Genomic DNA, 15034 nt, shown 5'->3' with positions numbered 1-15034 from the left:
TTTATGATATAATAGGATGAATACTGATAGACAAGGATGAAACTATGACACCGCAAGAATTTTACCGGCTCTTGGCTCAAGAGGGCATTGAGCTGACTGACCGCCAGAAAGACCAGTTTGAACGCTATTTTGAACTCTTGGTCGAATGGAATGAAAAAATCAATCTGACAGCTATCACAGAAAAAAATGAAGTCTATCTCAAGCATTTCTATGATTCAATTGCCCCCATTTTGCAAGGCCTGATTGATAATCAAGAGCTCAAGCTGCTGGACATCGGAGCCGGTGCAGGCTTTCCTAGCCTCCCTATGAAAATCATCTGCCCCCAGCTGGATGTGACCATCATCGACTCGCTCAACAAACGCATCAACTTCCTCAAACTGCTGGCAGAGGAGCTCGGGCTGGACAAGGTTCACTTCTACCACGGACGTGCGGAAGATTTTGCGCAAGACAAGGCCTTTCGGGCTCAATTTGAACTAGTCACCGCCCGTGCAGTCGCTCGGATGCAGGTCCTATCTGAGCTGACCATTCCCTACCTGAAAGTGGGTGGCAAACTTCTGGCCCTCAAGGCTTCTAACGCCCCAGAAGAACTGGAAGAAGCCAAAAATGCCTTGAGTCTCCTCTTTAGTAAGGTTCAAGACAACCTCAGCTATGCCCTGCCCAACGGGGACCCTCGTTTTATTACGGTAGTTGAAAAGAAGAAAGAGACACCCAATAAATACCCCCGCAAAGCCGGCATGCCAAATAAAAGACCGCTATAATCAAAATCAGGCACATCACTGCCTGATTTTTTATACTTGCGATTAGAAGTTTCTATAGGCAATCATCCATTCATAAATGCAGCCTCTCGCCTCCTTATCTCCAAGGATTATAGAAACGACTCTGATTGACTAAGAAAAGACCAAGGCCAATGACTAATAGGAGCACTGACAAGAAGATAACAAGCTTGTCTAGCTTACTGAATTCTTGCTGAGTATACCAAGTCCGCTTTTTATTTTTTCCGAAGCGGCGTAATTCCATAGCTGTGGCAATCGTATTGATTCGCTCTAATGAGCTGAAAATCAGGGGAATAACAATTTGCAGATTGCCCTTGATTCGCTGGCTCACCTTGGCTTTGGCTGACAATTCCAAACCACGCGCCTCTTGGGACATCTTGATGAGGTAAAATTCCTCCTGCAAATCTGGGATATAGCGCATAGTCAAACTGACAGCATAAGCTACCTTGTAGGGCACCCCAATCTGATTTAGACTGGAAGCAAACTGACTAGGATGAGTCGTCATCAGGAAAATCAGGGCTAAAGGAATCGTGCAAAAATATTTCACCAAAAGATTAAAGAGGTAAAAAAGCTCCTGACTAGTCAAATTATATGCTCCGAATCCCGTCCACAACACATTCTTACTCTGGTAGATTTCTACTGCATACTGCGGAGAAAAAAGATAAACCATGCTCAGATTTAAGAAGGCAAAGCTACCGGCAAACACCAAAACAAAAGAAATATCCTTCAGCCGAATACCAGATAATTTAAATAAGGCCAGAGAAGCCACTGCCACAAAAAGCAGAAAACGCGTATCATAACTAATCATAGCAGTTATTGATACCAAAATGAAAAATAGAAGTTTGCTGGCACCGGATAAGCTGTGAATAAAGCTTGTACCTGTGTGGTAGCCAATCAATTTCTGCTGGTTAAACATGACTCTCCTCCTTTCGCTGCATGTAATATTCTGTCAAGGCCAAGGGATCAACCCCCAGCTTCTCAGCTAAAGCAAAAATAGAGGTTTCCTTAAGATTGGCAAGTTTAATCAGCTCCTGATCTGTCAGCACCTCGGCCGGACTTTTATCTGCTAAAATCTGGCCGTCCACGACAACTAGGGCCCGATCAGAATAGTCCAGCATAAGCTGCATATCATGAGTAATCATGATAATAGTGTGTCCCTGATGATGAAGCTCATCCAAGAAATTCATGATTTCCGTATAATTTCGCTGGTCCTGACCAGCTGTCGGCTCATCCAAAAGGATAATCTCTGGATTCAGCACCAAGATTGAAGCAATAGTCACCCGCTTCTTTTGACCAAAAGAAAGAGCAGAAATCGGCCAATTACGAAACTCATACAGACCACAGGTTTTGAGAACTGCAAAGACTTTTTCTTGAATCTCTTCTTCAGCGAAGCCGCGCAGTCGCAACCCCAGAGCTACTTCATCAAAAATCATGGTCGTCGAAATCATCTGATTAGGATTTTGCAGGACATAGCCGATACGCTCAGCCCGCTCCTTGATCGAATCTCCCTTGATATCTTGACCCTGCCAGCGATAATCTCCCTCCGTATTGATAAAGCAACAGAGAGCCTTAGCTAGGGTTGATTTTCCTGCTCCATTCTTGCCAACAATAGCTAGCCGCTGACCTTTGGGAATGGTCAGATTGATATCCCGCAGAATAGGTCTGCTACTCTGGTAAGCAAAGGAAACGCGGTCCAGTTCTAAGAGGGGCTGCTGATGGCTGTCGGACTCAAGTGTTAGCGAAGGCAGACTGACAGAGAGCCCCGACAGATCCATATTGTCTAAATCTGACAAGCTTGAAACACTAGCCACATCAAAACCAAGCTGGCGTAAAGTAGTAATATAGAGTGGCTCGCGGATACCATTTTCCGCCAAGAGCTGCGTTTTTAACAAGTCATCCGGACTTCCATTAAAGAGGATTTGTCCATTATTGACCAGAACAACCCGATCCACTGCTCGGTAAAGAACATCCTCTAAGCGGTGCTCGATGATAATCGTCGTGGTTCCAGCTTCCTTATGAATCTGATCAATCAAATCAATAGTATCCTGACCAGACTTGGGGTCTAGATTGGCCAAAGGCTCATCAAAAAGCAGGATAGGACTCTCGTCAATCAGAACGCCAGCCAAACTGACCCGTTGCTTCTGACCACCGGACAAGTCCTGAGGCCGATGATCCAGCAGGTTCAATAAATCTAATTTTTCCGCCCAAGAATGCACTTTACTTTTCATGGTTGGTAGATCTACCATATCATTTTCAAGCGCAAAAGCTAAATCTTCGGCCACACTGAGACCGATAAATTGACCATCCGTATCTTGCAAAACGGTACTGACCAGATTTGACTTGTCATAAATACTGCTGTCAAAAGCTGGCTCCCCCTGAATCAAGAACTGGCCACTGGCCTGCCCCTTATAAATATTGGGAATAATGCCGTTCAAACAATGGCCTAAGGTTGATTTCCCAGAACCTGAAGGGCCTATTAAAAGAACCTTCTCGCCCTCATAGATGGTCAGATTGATATTCTTTAAGGTCGGATCAGACTGGGTCTGATACTGAAAGGTGAAATCTTGAAATTGGATAATTGGTTTTTTCATAGTCATTTTTATAAAGCCAAAGCGATTTGAATCGCCAGATTGGCCACCTTGTCTTTCTCGTCTAAGTCCGTATGATTGGCTAAATTCCGCATATCCCAAGCCTCCTCAGACAGATGATCTGCCGCATAAAAGAAGTGGCAGATGTTGATACCGCGAAAGGCCGCTAGGGCTGCAACAGCTGAGCACTCCATGTCCACACAGACAGCCCCAGCTCCTTTTCGCTTGCGGAGCTTGTCCGCTGTCTCTCGATAAATGCCATCCGTCGTCCAGACCTTGCCCAGGCTATGGGAAATCCCCCGCTGGTCCAGAAAATTCAACAGAAACTCCTGTAAGCCGGCGTTGACTGCCAGCTCTGAGCTAGCCGGCTGATAATGATAGCTAGTCCCCTCATCCCGCAGAGCTGCCGTCGGGATAATGATAGATGTTTCTTTAATCTCCTCGTCCAGCACACCACAAGTCCCAAAGAGAACCAACTGTTTCATACCAAAAGCTATCATGTCTTCCAGAATAGCTACGCAAGCTGAAGCACCGACTGGCGCATTGAAAAGGGCCAGCTCTCGTCCATCCGCAAAAACTCGGTAAATAGGAATTTCAATATTCGCCATAGAAGTTGTCGTAATCAACTCATGGTCAAAATCTGCCAACATTCGAGCAAAGGTTTCGCGAGCAAAGCAGGAAACCGCCGTCTCTGGAAAGCCCTCAATTGGCTCTATTAAGTCCTCTGGATTAATGATAGCCTTGCGATTTTGGTCAAATTCTTCAAGAATCATAGGGTCCTCTTTCAACGAACTAAAGGAGTGGGACGCTCTACTAATAGAGTTTGAGTTCTGTTCCTACTACCTTCCTTATTGTTTTATTGTACCATAAAAAAGCAAGGGGCAGAACAAAAATTCTATTTTTGTTCCTAGTCCCAGCCTCACGAGCTTGCTCAATAGTCGAGGCAAGGGAGAAAGAAGATGAGAGTTGCAGCAACGAAGCTTTTGAGAGCCAAAAACGAACTCTTAGGCTAATGAAAATGCGTGATTTAGCCTTGCAAAAGACAATCAGCTACCTCACCAAAAGTTACTATAATATTAAAAAATCTGAGATTTTTTAATCCCAAATTCTTTAGTGTTTTTTATGAAATAAGATAGAGTCAGCGCTTGTAAGTCTTGAGCTCTCCCTGACTGATAGCGGTGCCATTGTACAAATCATAAAGCTGTTTATCGCAAACAAGGTCAGCTGTGCCTTCGATATAGTCTTTGAAATGCTGGGTTTCTCGATGGTTCAGATAAGCTGCCTCATCCGCATAGACTTCAAAGAAATAAAAACGATTCGATTTCTGAGCATCTGCCATGGCATACATGGCCAAGACTCCCGTTTCCTTCTCCATAGAAGCCACCATTTCCTCAGTCACAATAGCTTGAAAATCAGTAGCCCCCTCTGCCTTCACCTCAACCTGAGCAAATTTCAGATAAAAATCATTCGGCTGAGTCCATTGGCCAGCAGGCAGCTTTTCCTGCAAAAAAATCGGCTGAACATCATAGGCTTGCCGTTCCGTCATGAGCGGCCCTGCTTCTGTCACAAAATACTGGTATTGGGGCGAAGCTCGGTGAATCTGATAATCCTCTTCACTGCGATAAACCTCAAATACATAGGAAACAGTCTCCTGACCCTTGATGGGGCTAGCATACATAGCTAGGGTGCCAGGCTCCTGTTCCTGAGAAGTCGTCAAATTCTTGAGACCGATTGCTTGAAAACGACTCTGGTTTCCGTCTGCTACTGTCAGCCGAAAAAGATGGATGATGGGTGTTGTCATCTTAAACCTCCCTTAGTCTTTGAAAATGATCTTCTGAGCATTGGCGGCCAGAATCTGCTCCTTATTTGCGGACGAGAGGGGCAGATCTTCGATAGCTTGGAGAATGACCTGGGTCGCGCCGGCTGGCTGGATGCCTAAAGGCAGGTCGGTACCCAAGAGCACTCGATCCACCCCAAAATACTCAATAGTAAGCTCCAAAGCCTTAGGATTGCCCAGAATCGCCGTATCCACATAAAACTTGTGAAAATCCTTTTCCTGGTCCTCCGGCAGAATATAGCGAATCCGCTCACTGAAGAAAGGAACCATAGCTCCTGCATGGTGGACAATGATTTTCAGATTTGGGAACTCCTGAAAAATCCCTGTCTGAACCAGCTGCAACATGGCTTGAGTCAGCTCATATTCACAAGAAAAGATGATATTATTGTCCGGCTTGCGCTCATCAAAGATGGGATGCAGCCAAATGGGCAGATCCAGTCGGGAGCAAGCTTCAAAAATCAGGTGAAATTCTGGGTCAGCAATGGACAATCCCAGAGCCCGAGTAAAGAGCTGAACACCAGCCAGATGAGGATTAACAGCTATTTCTTGGAGGATTTTCACTGCTTCTTCCACATGATTCATAGGAATCATAGCAACGCCTGCCGCAAAGATATCAGCATTGTCCGCCACTGCCTGAGACAGCTCGGCATTAGCTCGACGGCAGAGAACAGCTGCCATCTCCGGACTAACATAGTCCTCGGGATTGATATTGACAAAAGAAATAATCTGCTGGGTCTCCTTATCCCAAAAACTGCGCCGCAACTCTATATCAGTCAGCTGAGGATGCTGGATAAAGGGAAACCTCTCCGGCAGCTTGGGTTCAATTTCCAGCATCTGTCGATAAAAATTAGGCAGAAGCACATGAGCAAAAACATCAATTTTCTTAGTCATTTTCTACCTCCCCTTCTTGCTATTCATAATTAGATTATACCACGTATTGAAGAGTTTCATCTCCAAAAGTCAGTTATCAAATCACATCTATAGTTTGAACTTTGTTATTTAAGGAATATGAAAAAATTTCAAAAAAAACAGCCCAATTGGACTGCTTTATGCTCTTTATGCAGGAGCTACTTCATTTAAAGATTCCTCAATCGCAGCCAAACGCTCCACCACTTCTGCCTGGCTCAAGCCGTTTTCAGCTACATAGCGGTTACGAGGGTGAACGCGGCATTCATGAGAACAGCCACGGAGGTACTTGTCTTCATTTTCTTCTGAAGTCAGGATACGGCGGTTACACTCTGGATTGCCACAGTTGACATAGCGCTCGCAAGGAGTCCCGTCAAACCAGTCTTTCCCAATCACGACTGGATCAACATGGTTGATATCAACTGAGATACGCTCATCAAAGACATACATCTTGCCGTCCCAAAGCTCACCTTGTACTTCTGGATCCTTACCATAAGTCGCGATACCGCCATGCAACTGGCCGACATCCTTGTAGCCTTCCCGCACCATCCAGCCTGAGAATTTCTCACAGCGTACACCACCGGTACAGTAAACCACCACGCGCTTGTCCATGAACTTCTCTTTGTTATCACGAACCCATTGCGGCAATTCACGGAAGTTACGGATGTCTGGACGGATGGCCCCACGGAAGTGACCCAGATCATACTCATAGTCGTTACGGGTATCTAGGACAACAGTGTCTTCGTCCAAGAGGGCTTCTTTAAATTCCTTAGGTGATAGGTAAGCTCCTGTCGTCTCCAACGGGTTGATGTCATTATCAAAATCATTGTCTTCCAAGCCCAAGTGAACGATTTCTTTCTTGTAGCGAACAAACATTTTCTTGAAAGCTTGTTCGTTTTCTTCGTCAATCTTGAACCAAAGGTCTTCCATGCCCGGAAGGCTGTGCACATAATCCATGTATTTTTGAGTGGTTTCATAATCACCAGAAACCGTTCCATTGATTCCCTCATCTGCTACCAAGATACGGCCTTTAAGACCAATAGATTTACAGAAGGCCAGATGATCAGCTGCAAATTTCTCAGCATTCTCAATTGGAACATATTTGTAGTAAAGTAGGACGCGAATATCTTTTGCCATCAGATTTTCTTCTCTTTTCTATTCTTAAATTATCTGAATTTTTAATCCAGTTCTTTCATTATATCGCGAGAAGAAAAGCTGAGCAATTTATTTGTTTGAAAAATAGCTGAGCTGAGCAGTTGAAGAAGAGATAACTCACTCCTCTTCCAATTCTTCTAAATACTTTTCAAAGCGCTTCTTCTGCCACTTGCTGAGAGTCTCCAAGAAAATATTGACCATTAGCATAAAAGGAAAGTGAATGACAAAAGTAATTAAAATAACAAATAGAAACATGGGGTGAAAAACACTATTATGATAAATAGCATGATTGAGCTGGAAATTCTGGCAGCCAATCAAAAGAGTCAGAAAGCCTGTCGCAGCCAGCACACCCCAGATAGTCAGACTGAAACTATTGTAATAGTTCGCTCCCAGATACTGAGTTCGACACATGAAATAGAAACTGGCAATGAGAATCAGAAGTAAGAAGGGCTGATAGTGAACGGCTCCTGCATTCATCGCTACAGAACCCATATATAAAGCGAAACCGCCATATAGCATGAGACTGAAACTCTCCATGCCAGCCTTGTTGACCAGTTGTTCTTCGCGTTCGTCTAAGATTTGACGTTTGATGAGTTTAATTTTCATTTCAAGCTCCTATACTTCTACTCCAAAAATAGGGATTAACAACATAAAAATGGCAGGAAGTCCGTTATTTATCATGTGAACTGCAATACTGACTTCCAAACGCCGAGTTCGATAAGCCAGCAAGGTCAAAATCACAGAAGAACCGCCATAAATTACAAAAGACATGATATTGGTTGGGCCATGAAAAAGTGCAAAGAGCAGCCCGCCTATGATATAGCCCCAGCTTTCATAGCCTTTAAAGATTTTTAGAGGAATGATGCCACGGAAAATAATTTCTTCTGCGATAGGCGCTAAAACTCCAAGCATGATGGGCAACGAAATCATATCTCCTCTTCGGAACTCCTCCATCAAAGATGCCTGATTAGCCGTTGTCACTTCTCCATGCAGCCACCGGAGTAATACCGTCCCAAGGACAGATATGAGCAACATGCTTAAGAGGCCTAGAGCAATTCGCTTCCCGTCTCCTTGTTGAAAGATTTTTCCAGACTGAGATAAGATTCCAGCCTTCTTTGCTACCACGACAAAGACCAGCAAAGTGAGGAAAATCAGCAAAATACCAAGACCAAGGCTCCACTGTTTGGGAAATTGATAAGTTATTGCTAGCTGCTGAATCAGCATAGGGAGGACATACAAGGCCAAGGCTAAAAAAGCGCAGCCAACCCAGATCAATCGTTTCCACCAAGTCATTCTTCATCCTCCAATTCCTGATCGAGCTTTGCCTGACCTTTGCCGTTTAGGTAAAGACTGATCTTGTCCATGGTCAAGCTTCCAAGCATAAACAGTACCATTGCAAGAGCCAGCTTGAGCAGATACAAAAGGCTCAACATGCTAGCCAGACTTTCTCGCTGACCCAAGAAATCAATACCCATAACGATGAAAGCAAAGACGACTCCACCGCCAAAACGCTCTGGCCATTTTTCCTCTCTCACCATATCACGAACATCAATCCCTAGACTTAAGCGACGAAGCAAGGCATATAGACCTACCAGGGTAAGCAGAATACCTTCTGGCAGATAGGCCAGCAAGCTTAGATGGAGGACATAGGCTTTGAAAAACACAGAGATAGCCAAGAAAAGAAACATTCCTAGCACTAGTTCTCCCGCAACTTTACCGTCCAATTTCTCTGTTCGTTCATCTTTTATAACAGGCTGCTTCTTCATTTTCTTTCTCACTTTCTTATTTATAAGTTGAAGATTCACTGATTCTAATTCTCATCATTTTCTAATTCTTGGTCCAATAAAACCTGTCTCTTCTGATAAAAATAATTTACCAACTGATCAAGTATGCTAGAAAAGGCAGTCATCAAAGCTAAAATAAAAATAAATTGCAAGATTGGATGATGACGAAAGAATGGTCGAATAACTGAATTTCCACTCCACATCTGAACAGCCACGATTACAATTGCTAAGATAGCCCCGTTAGCCAAACGACTTCTGAAACTCTTAAGCCCAGTAGATGGCTTGTGGCGTCTGATATCAAGTCCCAATTGCCAGCTACGAATTCCAGCATACATTTCCATACCCAAAATAACTAGAATTTCTGGTAAGTAGCCTTCTACTGGCACCTGCCAAATCATGATTTTGATAAAAATAGAAATAACAAGCAAAATAATCGCGAAAAAAGCAACTTCATTGCCTAATTTTCGTTCAAGTTGTAGAGTCCGCTCGTCTGTATAGACTTTTTGTGATTTGTCTTTCATTTTCTTACTCACTTTCCTACTATTCTTCCCAAAACAACTGATCCAGCGTTTTATTGAGGCATTTACAAATGGCCAAGCATAGACTAAGGCTGGGATTGTACTTGCCTGCCTCAATCAGGCCTATGGTCTGACGGGTCACGCCAATAGCATCAGCTAAGTCACCTTGGGTCATGTCATGCTCAACCCGTGCCATCTTGAGCTTAAGATTTTTTGCCATGGTCACCATCCTTATCATCATTCTTTTGCCCACCTATGGCGTAGAAAGTACAGCCAAGGGTGACATCAGCACAAGCGAGTATGATAAAGGTTTGATTTTTTTGAATCATGCCCACAACTAGTAGAATTGTCACCGATACAAGACAAATAAGCAGTACATGCAGATCATTCACTTTCTTATTCATATCTACGCTCCTTTCATCTTCATAAGTCCATTATACAATATATCTTAAATAATGCAATATATATATTACATAAAGTTATATTTTATTTGCAAATCATAGCTGGAGCTATTTTATAGACCTAAGAAAAAAGAAAGTGAGACAGAAATCGGTAATTCGTTAGAATTCAATTTCGTCGTCCCACCTCCGCACAGTTGAGTAGGGCTGTAAAAGCTGATGAAATCAGCCTAGTAGAGTCCACTCAACCACTGCGTCTTGCTCGACAATCCAAAAACAATTGAGAGGCTAGGACTTTTGTCCCAGCCTCCTTTTCACTTGATTATCTGAATACATGAATAAAAACTTGATCTTCCTTATCCCTTTCGCACACGGGTCACAATCCCGTTCATGTCCGTGACTTCCAGTTCATTAGAGGAAAGCCAAGTGACCGCGGCCTCTTGCTCTTGCGCCCGCTTGTAGATGCCAAGTAAGTCTTCCTTACTCTCTACTTCAATAACGTAGTAAGCCAGTCCAGGGAAGGCTTTTTCTCGCAGTGCCAAATTTTTCCCACCCCATTCATTCACTGCTAGATGGTGGTGATAAGTTCCCGATGCGATCCAACTAGCTGATGGCAGAGTAAATTTATCCTGCAAGCCAAACACTTCTTGATAAAATTTTGTAGCAAGGCGGCTATCCTTAACAGACAAATGAATGTGTCCCATCCGGGTTTTTGGAGCAATGACAAAAGGCTCCAACTTTCGACCAAGCTCATATATATTCTGCGCATCTAGCTCCTCCGTTACACCGATGATACGACCATCCTCACGAATGTCCCACTCAGATACAGGCTTATCTCGATAGAGTTCAATACCATTTCCCTCCAAGTCTTCCAGATAGAGGGCTTCACTATATCCATGATCCGCTCCACCGATTAGGGGAATTCCTAACTCGGCGATATGCTTGAAAATATTCGCCAAATCCTCTTGACTTGGCAGGAGAATCGCCAAGTGATAAAGCCCATAGCTATCTTTAACACTTGTCATTTGCTCAGTCTGAATCAGATGGACAAGTGCTTTTCCTCCAACACCCAAAATCGCTTGATCTTCTTTTTGAAAAAGAAGGTCTAAACCAATCACTTGATGATAAAATGTGGTCTGGCTCGCCAGATCTTTAACATTCAAAACCACTTCTGCCAAATGAATGCGGCTATTGTATTCGTATGTCATAAATTTCCTCGCTTTTAAATTGTAATGTTATTTGTTACAACTATTATACACCTCCATGATGAAATGTCAATGATAACAACTTACAAGAAGTCAATCTAAAACTCCTCGATGTAAATACAAAAAGAGTCTGGGACAAAAGTCCGACCTCAAATATAAAAAGCGAACAAAACTAGTTTTCTGGTAATCAGAATTCTGCTTTGTTCGCTTTTCGCATTTAATTATAGATTTGAAGGGCCTAATAATTAAGATTTTTAAAAATTGAAATCTTTTTTATACGTAATCTTCTCAGGTTTCATTATTCTGTGAGTGTGGACGCAGCAGCCCTCATGGCAGTCTGTCCCAGACTCTGTAACATCTAGTACGATTAATCTTTCTTAAGGCTACCTGAGCGCGTCTGAGTACGGGCGTAGGCTAGTAAGAGCAAGGTTCCTGCTACAGCAACTGTCACTCCATTGGAAAGAGTTGCCACAAAGCCTTGTATAAAGACCTTATTGACTGGCTCGCTATAAATCAAGATGTCGCCAATCGGAGCGAGCAAGAGCCAGACAAAAGCATTGGCCAAAAGCTGGAAGATATTGAAGTTGACGATGTCTTTCACTTCAAAAACACCTTCTGCTGCACGGATGCGATTTTTAAACAAACCAAGAATAAAACCAAAGAAGGCACTAGCGATAATCCATGACCACCAGAGACCGTAGCCAGCCATAGCGTCTTTGATAACGTGGCCAATCAAGCCCATCAAAAGCCCGACAAGTGGACCAAAGACGACACTAAAGAGTGCCTGAACAGCATATTGTAGCTGAATGCTCGTATTGGGCACTGGTGTCGGAACACTGATCATACCAATGACTGCGAAAAGTGCAGCTCCAATTCCTGTTGCAACAACTTCTTTAATGGTAAACTTTGTATCTAAAAATTTCTTATTCATTTTCTTCTCCTTTAATTTTCTATGCGCTTAATCTCAATATGCCATTGGGCACCGACGCCCACATTATAGGCCTTGGCAAAGGAACCTTGGTTGATAGCCAAACCAACCCGATAAAGTGAATTGATATAGAGAATCGGCTGACCGATTCGGACATCCGCAAAGGATTTGCCATAGGTTACTTGGTTTTGATAAACCAGCATGTCATTATTGTAGATGGTAACCTCGAAACGGTCTCCAAATTCTGGGTTTAAGGTGCAGAATTCTTCGCGGGTGATAGAGGTCCAGAGAGAGCCGAAACGAACATCCAGGATATCAATAGCACCACCAACAAAATTCTCCGCTAGCGTTGTTTCTACAACAGGGATTTCCACAATTCCCTCAACGCTCAACTCAGGTCCAACTTCTTCAAAGCGGATATGCCCACTGGCCAGCTTAGCACCTGTATAGGCATAGACATCCCGCCCATGGAAAGTATAAGAATGCTCGGTATTCTTACGGCGATTCTTCACTTCAGAAATCTCACGAATGGCTACGATGCCGACATGTTTTTTGATAAAGGATAGCGTTCCATTGTCAGGGGTTACGATATATTGATTTTTACTGGTCTTGGCAACCACACTTTTACGTTTGGAACCAACACCTGGATCCACGACCGAGACAAAAGTCGTTCCTTCTGGCCAGTAGTCCACTGTCTGAAAGAGCCGATAACTTCCTTCAAAGATGTTGTAAGGGGTGATGTCATGGGTCAAATGTTGGATTTTTAGCGTCGGCGATTCCTCTAAAGCCACTCCAATCATAGCTGACACAGCCCCATCTACCAGACCGAAGTCCGATTGTAGAACTAATAGATTGTTCATTTTATTCCTCCTAGGCTTGCTCGCCTGTCTTTTCCAAGTCCCTTAATCTTACCAAAATTAGGCTCTTTTTGCTATAGCTTCAGCCATAAAATTTTTTTATAAGAGAACATTTCCGAAAGATATAGCCTTCCAATTACAGATTTTCCTCAAAAAGAAGAAAATCGTCTGCTATCCGGCCCAGTGATTCTCCGTCATAGGAGAACGACTGCCCTTTACTTTAAGACCTGCTCCTGGCTAAAGACAAATGTCGCACCTAGGATATGATATGCTGCTATTGTCAAAGCTTTTTAAACCACGTTTGTCCCACAACTTTTGTCGATTTATCTATTCAATCGTGCAAACTGATTTGCCACTTCCAGGAATCCCGCATCATGTCTTCCAAGTTTTTTTCAGCTATCCAGCCCAGTTCTTTTCGAGCTCGACTGGCATCAGCAAAGCAAGTCGCAATGTCGCCAGAACGACGCGATGTGATACTATAGGGAACTATTACCTGATTGACCTTTTCAAAGACTTTGATCAGATCTAGCACACTATATCCCTTACCTGTACCAAGATTATAAATTGCACTTCCTTGGCTTATTAGATTTTGTTTGAGGGCTAAGACATGGCCTTTTGCTAGGTCAACAACATGAATATAATCACGTACGCCCGTCCCGTCGGGTGTATCATAGTCATCACTAAACACCTTCACTTCCTTTAATTTCCCAGCCGCAACCTGTGTAATATAGGGAACTAGATTATTAGGAATTCCTGTTGGTGCTTCTCCAATCAAACCACTGGAATGAGCTCCTATAGGATTAAAGTAACGGAGAATGGTCACTGACCATTCTGGATCTGACTGCGCTATATCATTTAAGATTTGCTCAATCATCAGCTTGGTTTGTCCATAAGGATTGGTCGCTGATGTGGGTAAATCCTCTGTTAAAGGGGATTGATTATTCATACCATAAACCGTGGCACTGGAACTAAAAACAATGTTTTTTACATGATGCTTGACCATTACTTCCAGCAAAGAAAGGGTACCAGAAATATTGTTATGGTAATATCTCAGAGGTTGCTCTACAGATTCCCCAACAGCCTTAAAGGCAGCAAAATGAATGACCGCCTGAATATCATTTTCATAAAAAACATTGTCTAAAAAATCTTTATTCAAGATTGATCCTCTGTAAAAAGGAATGTTTTGTCCTGTGATGGTTTTTAATCGATTCAGAACTTCGGGAGAACTATTAGAAAAGTCATCAACTAGAACTACCTCAAAACCAGCATCAAGCAATTCCACTACCGTATGGCTTCCGATAAAACCTGTTCCACCTGTTAATAAAATTGTCATAACTATTTACTCCTTTCAGAAGAATACAAAAGCTCTCAGCATACCCTAGGTCATCCACAGCTGTAAACGAGTATAGCTCATAACAGCTGTGGGAAAATAGGATAAATAACCAGATTAGCCGTGGTATTCACCATTATACTGGATAAGGGTAATATCATTGATGTCCTCGATAGCTCGGATTTTATCCACAAAAGCCAGATTTTCATCCTTGCAGAATACTTCTACCGAAAGCTCCATTGCTCCCTTGCGGGCCGTTTTAGCTTTGATGAAATGCTTAATCTTGCCAAAGGCTTGCATGATTTTCTCCTCCGTTTCATCATGCTTGTAATGGATGACCGCGATGTAGACCTTGCCATGTTGCTGAAAATGGTGAAAAATCAGGCTCTATAATTTCTGTAGTGGGTAAATCCACCGCAGGGATTATGGAGCCTATTTTGTTGTAGAAAACATACTAAGATTAGTAGTGAAGAAATCTCCGACGGGAGAGAGTACTCACTACTTTTTCTTTATGTTAAAGTAGTGGTGTCTTGTAAAGTCGTAGGGCTCTATGGCGCTAGACGTCGCTTGACAAACTGGCAAGACACCTTGTTTTAGGTGGAGTTTGATCAAAGTATGTGGGACGCTCAACGTCGCGTATTGAAAATAAAATCACTAAAACATGGAATTATTCAAGACAAAAGAGGTAATGTCATGCGTGCAGTATTTGGAATTGATGTCAGTAAAACAAGTTCTGAGGTGGCAATTTTAGTCAA

At 43.0% G+C, this 15034-nt stretch carries 18 protein-coding genes; 1 reads left to right on the top strand and 17 read right to left on the bottom strand.

Annotated elements, in window-relative coordinates:
* Positions 1–44 precede the first annotated feature (44 nt).
* The gene (gene rsmG / locus AC5FEC_RS05455; protein ID WP_493661549.1) at positions 45–758 is read left to right on the top strand and encodes a 16S rRNA (guanine(527)-N(7))-methyltransferase RsmG; all 714 of its coding nucleotides are present in this window, start codon (positions 45–47) and stop codon (positions 756–758) included.
* 94 nt (positions 759–852) lie between these two features.
* Here rsmG and AC5FEC_RS05450 read toward each other — a convergent pair whose 3' ends face one another.
* The 17 genes from AC5FEC_RS05450 to AC5FEC_RS05370 form a co-directional block, all read right to left on the bottom strand.
* The gene (locus AC5FEC_RS05450) at positions 853–1689 is read right to left on the bottom strand and encodes an energy-coupling factor transporter transmembrane component T family protein (RefSeq protein ID WP_493661548.1); all 837 of its coding nucleotides are present in this window, start codon (positions 1687–1689) and stop codon (positions 853–855) included.
* On the bottom strand, positions 1682–3364 hold the full coding sequence (locus tag AC5FEC_RS05445; protein WP_234549866.1) for an ABC transporter ATP-binding protein: 1683 nt from the start codon (positions 3362–3364) through the stop codon (positions 1682–1684). The genes AC5FEC_RS05450 and AC5FEC_RS05445 overlap by 8 nt, the downstream gene beginning before the upstream one ends.
* Positions 3365–3372: 8 nt before the next feature.
* A complete protein-coding gene (locus AC5FEC_RS05440) occupies positions 3373–4134 on the bottom strand; it encodes a nucleoside phosphorylase (protein WP_493661547.1) in 762 nt (253 codons plus the stop codon).
* A 365-nt stretch (positions 4135–4499) separates the two neighbouring features.
* Complete coding sequence (locus AC5FEC_RS05435; RefSeq protein ID WP_037615534.1) at positions 4500–5162, bottom strand: putative quinol monooxygenase; 663 nt, start codon at positions 5160–5162, stop codon at positions 4500–4502.
* Positions 5163–5174: 12 nt separating this feature from the next.
* Positions 5175–6089, bottom strand: a complete 915-nt coding sequence (locus AC5FEC_RS05430) for an amidohydrolase family protein (RefSeq protein WP_493661546.1) — start codon at positions 6087–6089, stop codon at positions 5175–5177.
* 165 nt (positions 6090–6254) lie between these two features.
* On the bottom strand, positions 6255–7241 hold the full coding sequence (gene trhO / locus AC5FEC_RS05425; RefSeq protein WP_493661545.1) for an oxygen-dependent tRNA uridine(34) hydroxylase TrhO: 987 nt from the start codon (positions 7239–7241) through the stop codon (positions 6255–6257).
* 135 nt (positions 7242–7376) lie between these two features.
* The gene (locus AC5FEC_RS05420; RefSeq protein ID WP_304948893.1) at positions 7377–7865 is read right to left on the bottom strand and encodes a DUF6773 family protein; all 489 of its coding nucleotides are present in this window, start codon (positions 7863–7865) and stop codon (positions 7377–7379) included.
* Between the two features lie 9 nt (positions 7866–7874).
* The gene (locus tag AC5FEC_RS05415; protein WP_493661544.1) at positions 7875–8552 is read right to left on the bottom strand and encodes a CPBP family intramembrane glutamic endopeptidase; all 678 of its coding nucleotides are present in this window, start codon (positions 8550–8552) and stop codon (positions 7875–7877) included.
* Positions 8549–9025 carry a DUF6773 family protein gene (locus tag AC5FEC_RS05410; protein ID WP_149518032.1) on the bottom strand — a complete coding sequence of 159 codons (477 nt, stop codon included), beginning with the start codon at positions 9023–9025 and terminating at the stop codon, positions 8549–8551. The genes AC5FEC_RS05415 and AC5FEC_RS05410 overlap by 4 nt, the downstream gene beginning before the upstream one ends.
* Before the next feature lie 44 nt (positions 9026–9069).
* On the bottom strand, positions 9070–9564 hold the full coding sequence (locus AC5FEC_RS05405; protein ID WP_493661543.1) for a DUF6773 family protein: 495 nt from the start codon (positions 9562–9564) through the stop codon (positions 9070–9072).
* A gap of 19 nt (positions 9565–9583) precedes the next feature.
* A complete protein-coding gene (locus AC5FEC_RS05400; RefSeq protein ID WP_015605663.1) occupies positions 9584–9781 on the bottom strand; it encodes a helix-turn-helix transcriptional regulator in 198 nt (65 codons plus the stop codon).
* Positions 9765–9965 carry a potassium transporter gene (locus AC5FEC_RS05395; protein ID WP_493661542.1) on the bottom strand — a complete coding sequence of 67 codons (201 nt, stop codon included), beginning with the start codon at positions 9963–9965 and terminating at the stop codon, positions 9765–9767. The genes AC5FEC_RS05400 and AC5FEC_RS05395 overlap by 17 nt, the downstream gene beginning before the upstream one ends.
* Before the next feature lie 350 nt (positions 9966–10315).
* Positions 10316–11167, bottom strand: a complete 852-nt coding sequence (locus AC5FEC_RS05390) for a VOC family protein (protein WP_037615508.1) — start codon at positions 11165–11167, stop codon at positions 10316–10318.
* 364 nt (positions 11168–11531) lie between these two features.
* Positions 11532–12095 (bottom strand): ECF-type riboflavin transporter substrate-binding protein, encoded by a 564-nt coding sequence (locus AC5FEC_RS05385; protein WP_037615506.1) that lies wholly within the window; start codon positions 12093–12095, stop codon positions 11532–11534.
* An 11-nt stretch (positions 12096–12106) separates the two neighbouring features.
* Positions 12107–12952 carry an SAM hydrolase/SAM-dependent halogenase family protein gene (locus tag AC5FEC_RS05380; RefSeq protein ID WP_234549857.1) on the bottom strand — a complete coding sequence of 282 codons (846 nt, stop codon included), beginning with the start codon at positions 12950–12952 and terminating at the stop codon, positions 12107–12109.
* Between the two features lie 328 nt (positions 12953–13280).
* The gene (galE, locus tag AC5FEC_RS05375; protein WP_493661541.1) at positions 13281–14282 is read right to left on the bottom strand and encodes a UDP-glucose 4-epimerase GalE; all 1002 of its coding nucleotides are present in this window, start codon (positions 14280–14282) and stop codon (positions 13281–13283) included.
* Between the two features lie 114 nt (positions 14283–14396).
* Positions 14397–14579 carry a hypothetical protein gene (locus AC5FEC_RS05370; RefSeq protein ID WP_493661540.1) on the bottom strand — a complete coding sequence of 61 codons (183 nt, stop codon included), beginning with the start codon at positions 14577–14579 and terminating at the stop codon, positions 14397–14399.
* Between the last annotated feature and the right edge of the window lie 455 nt (positions 14580–15034).

This window comes from Streptococcus sp. STC1396 (assembly GCF_058933875.1).
This window is presented reverse-complemented; position numbering and strand designations above follow the sequence as displayed.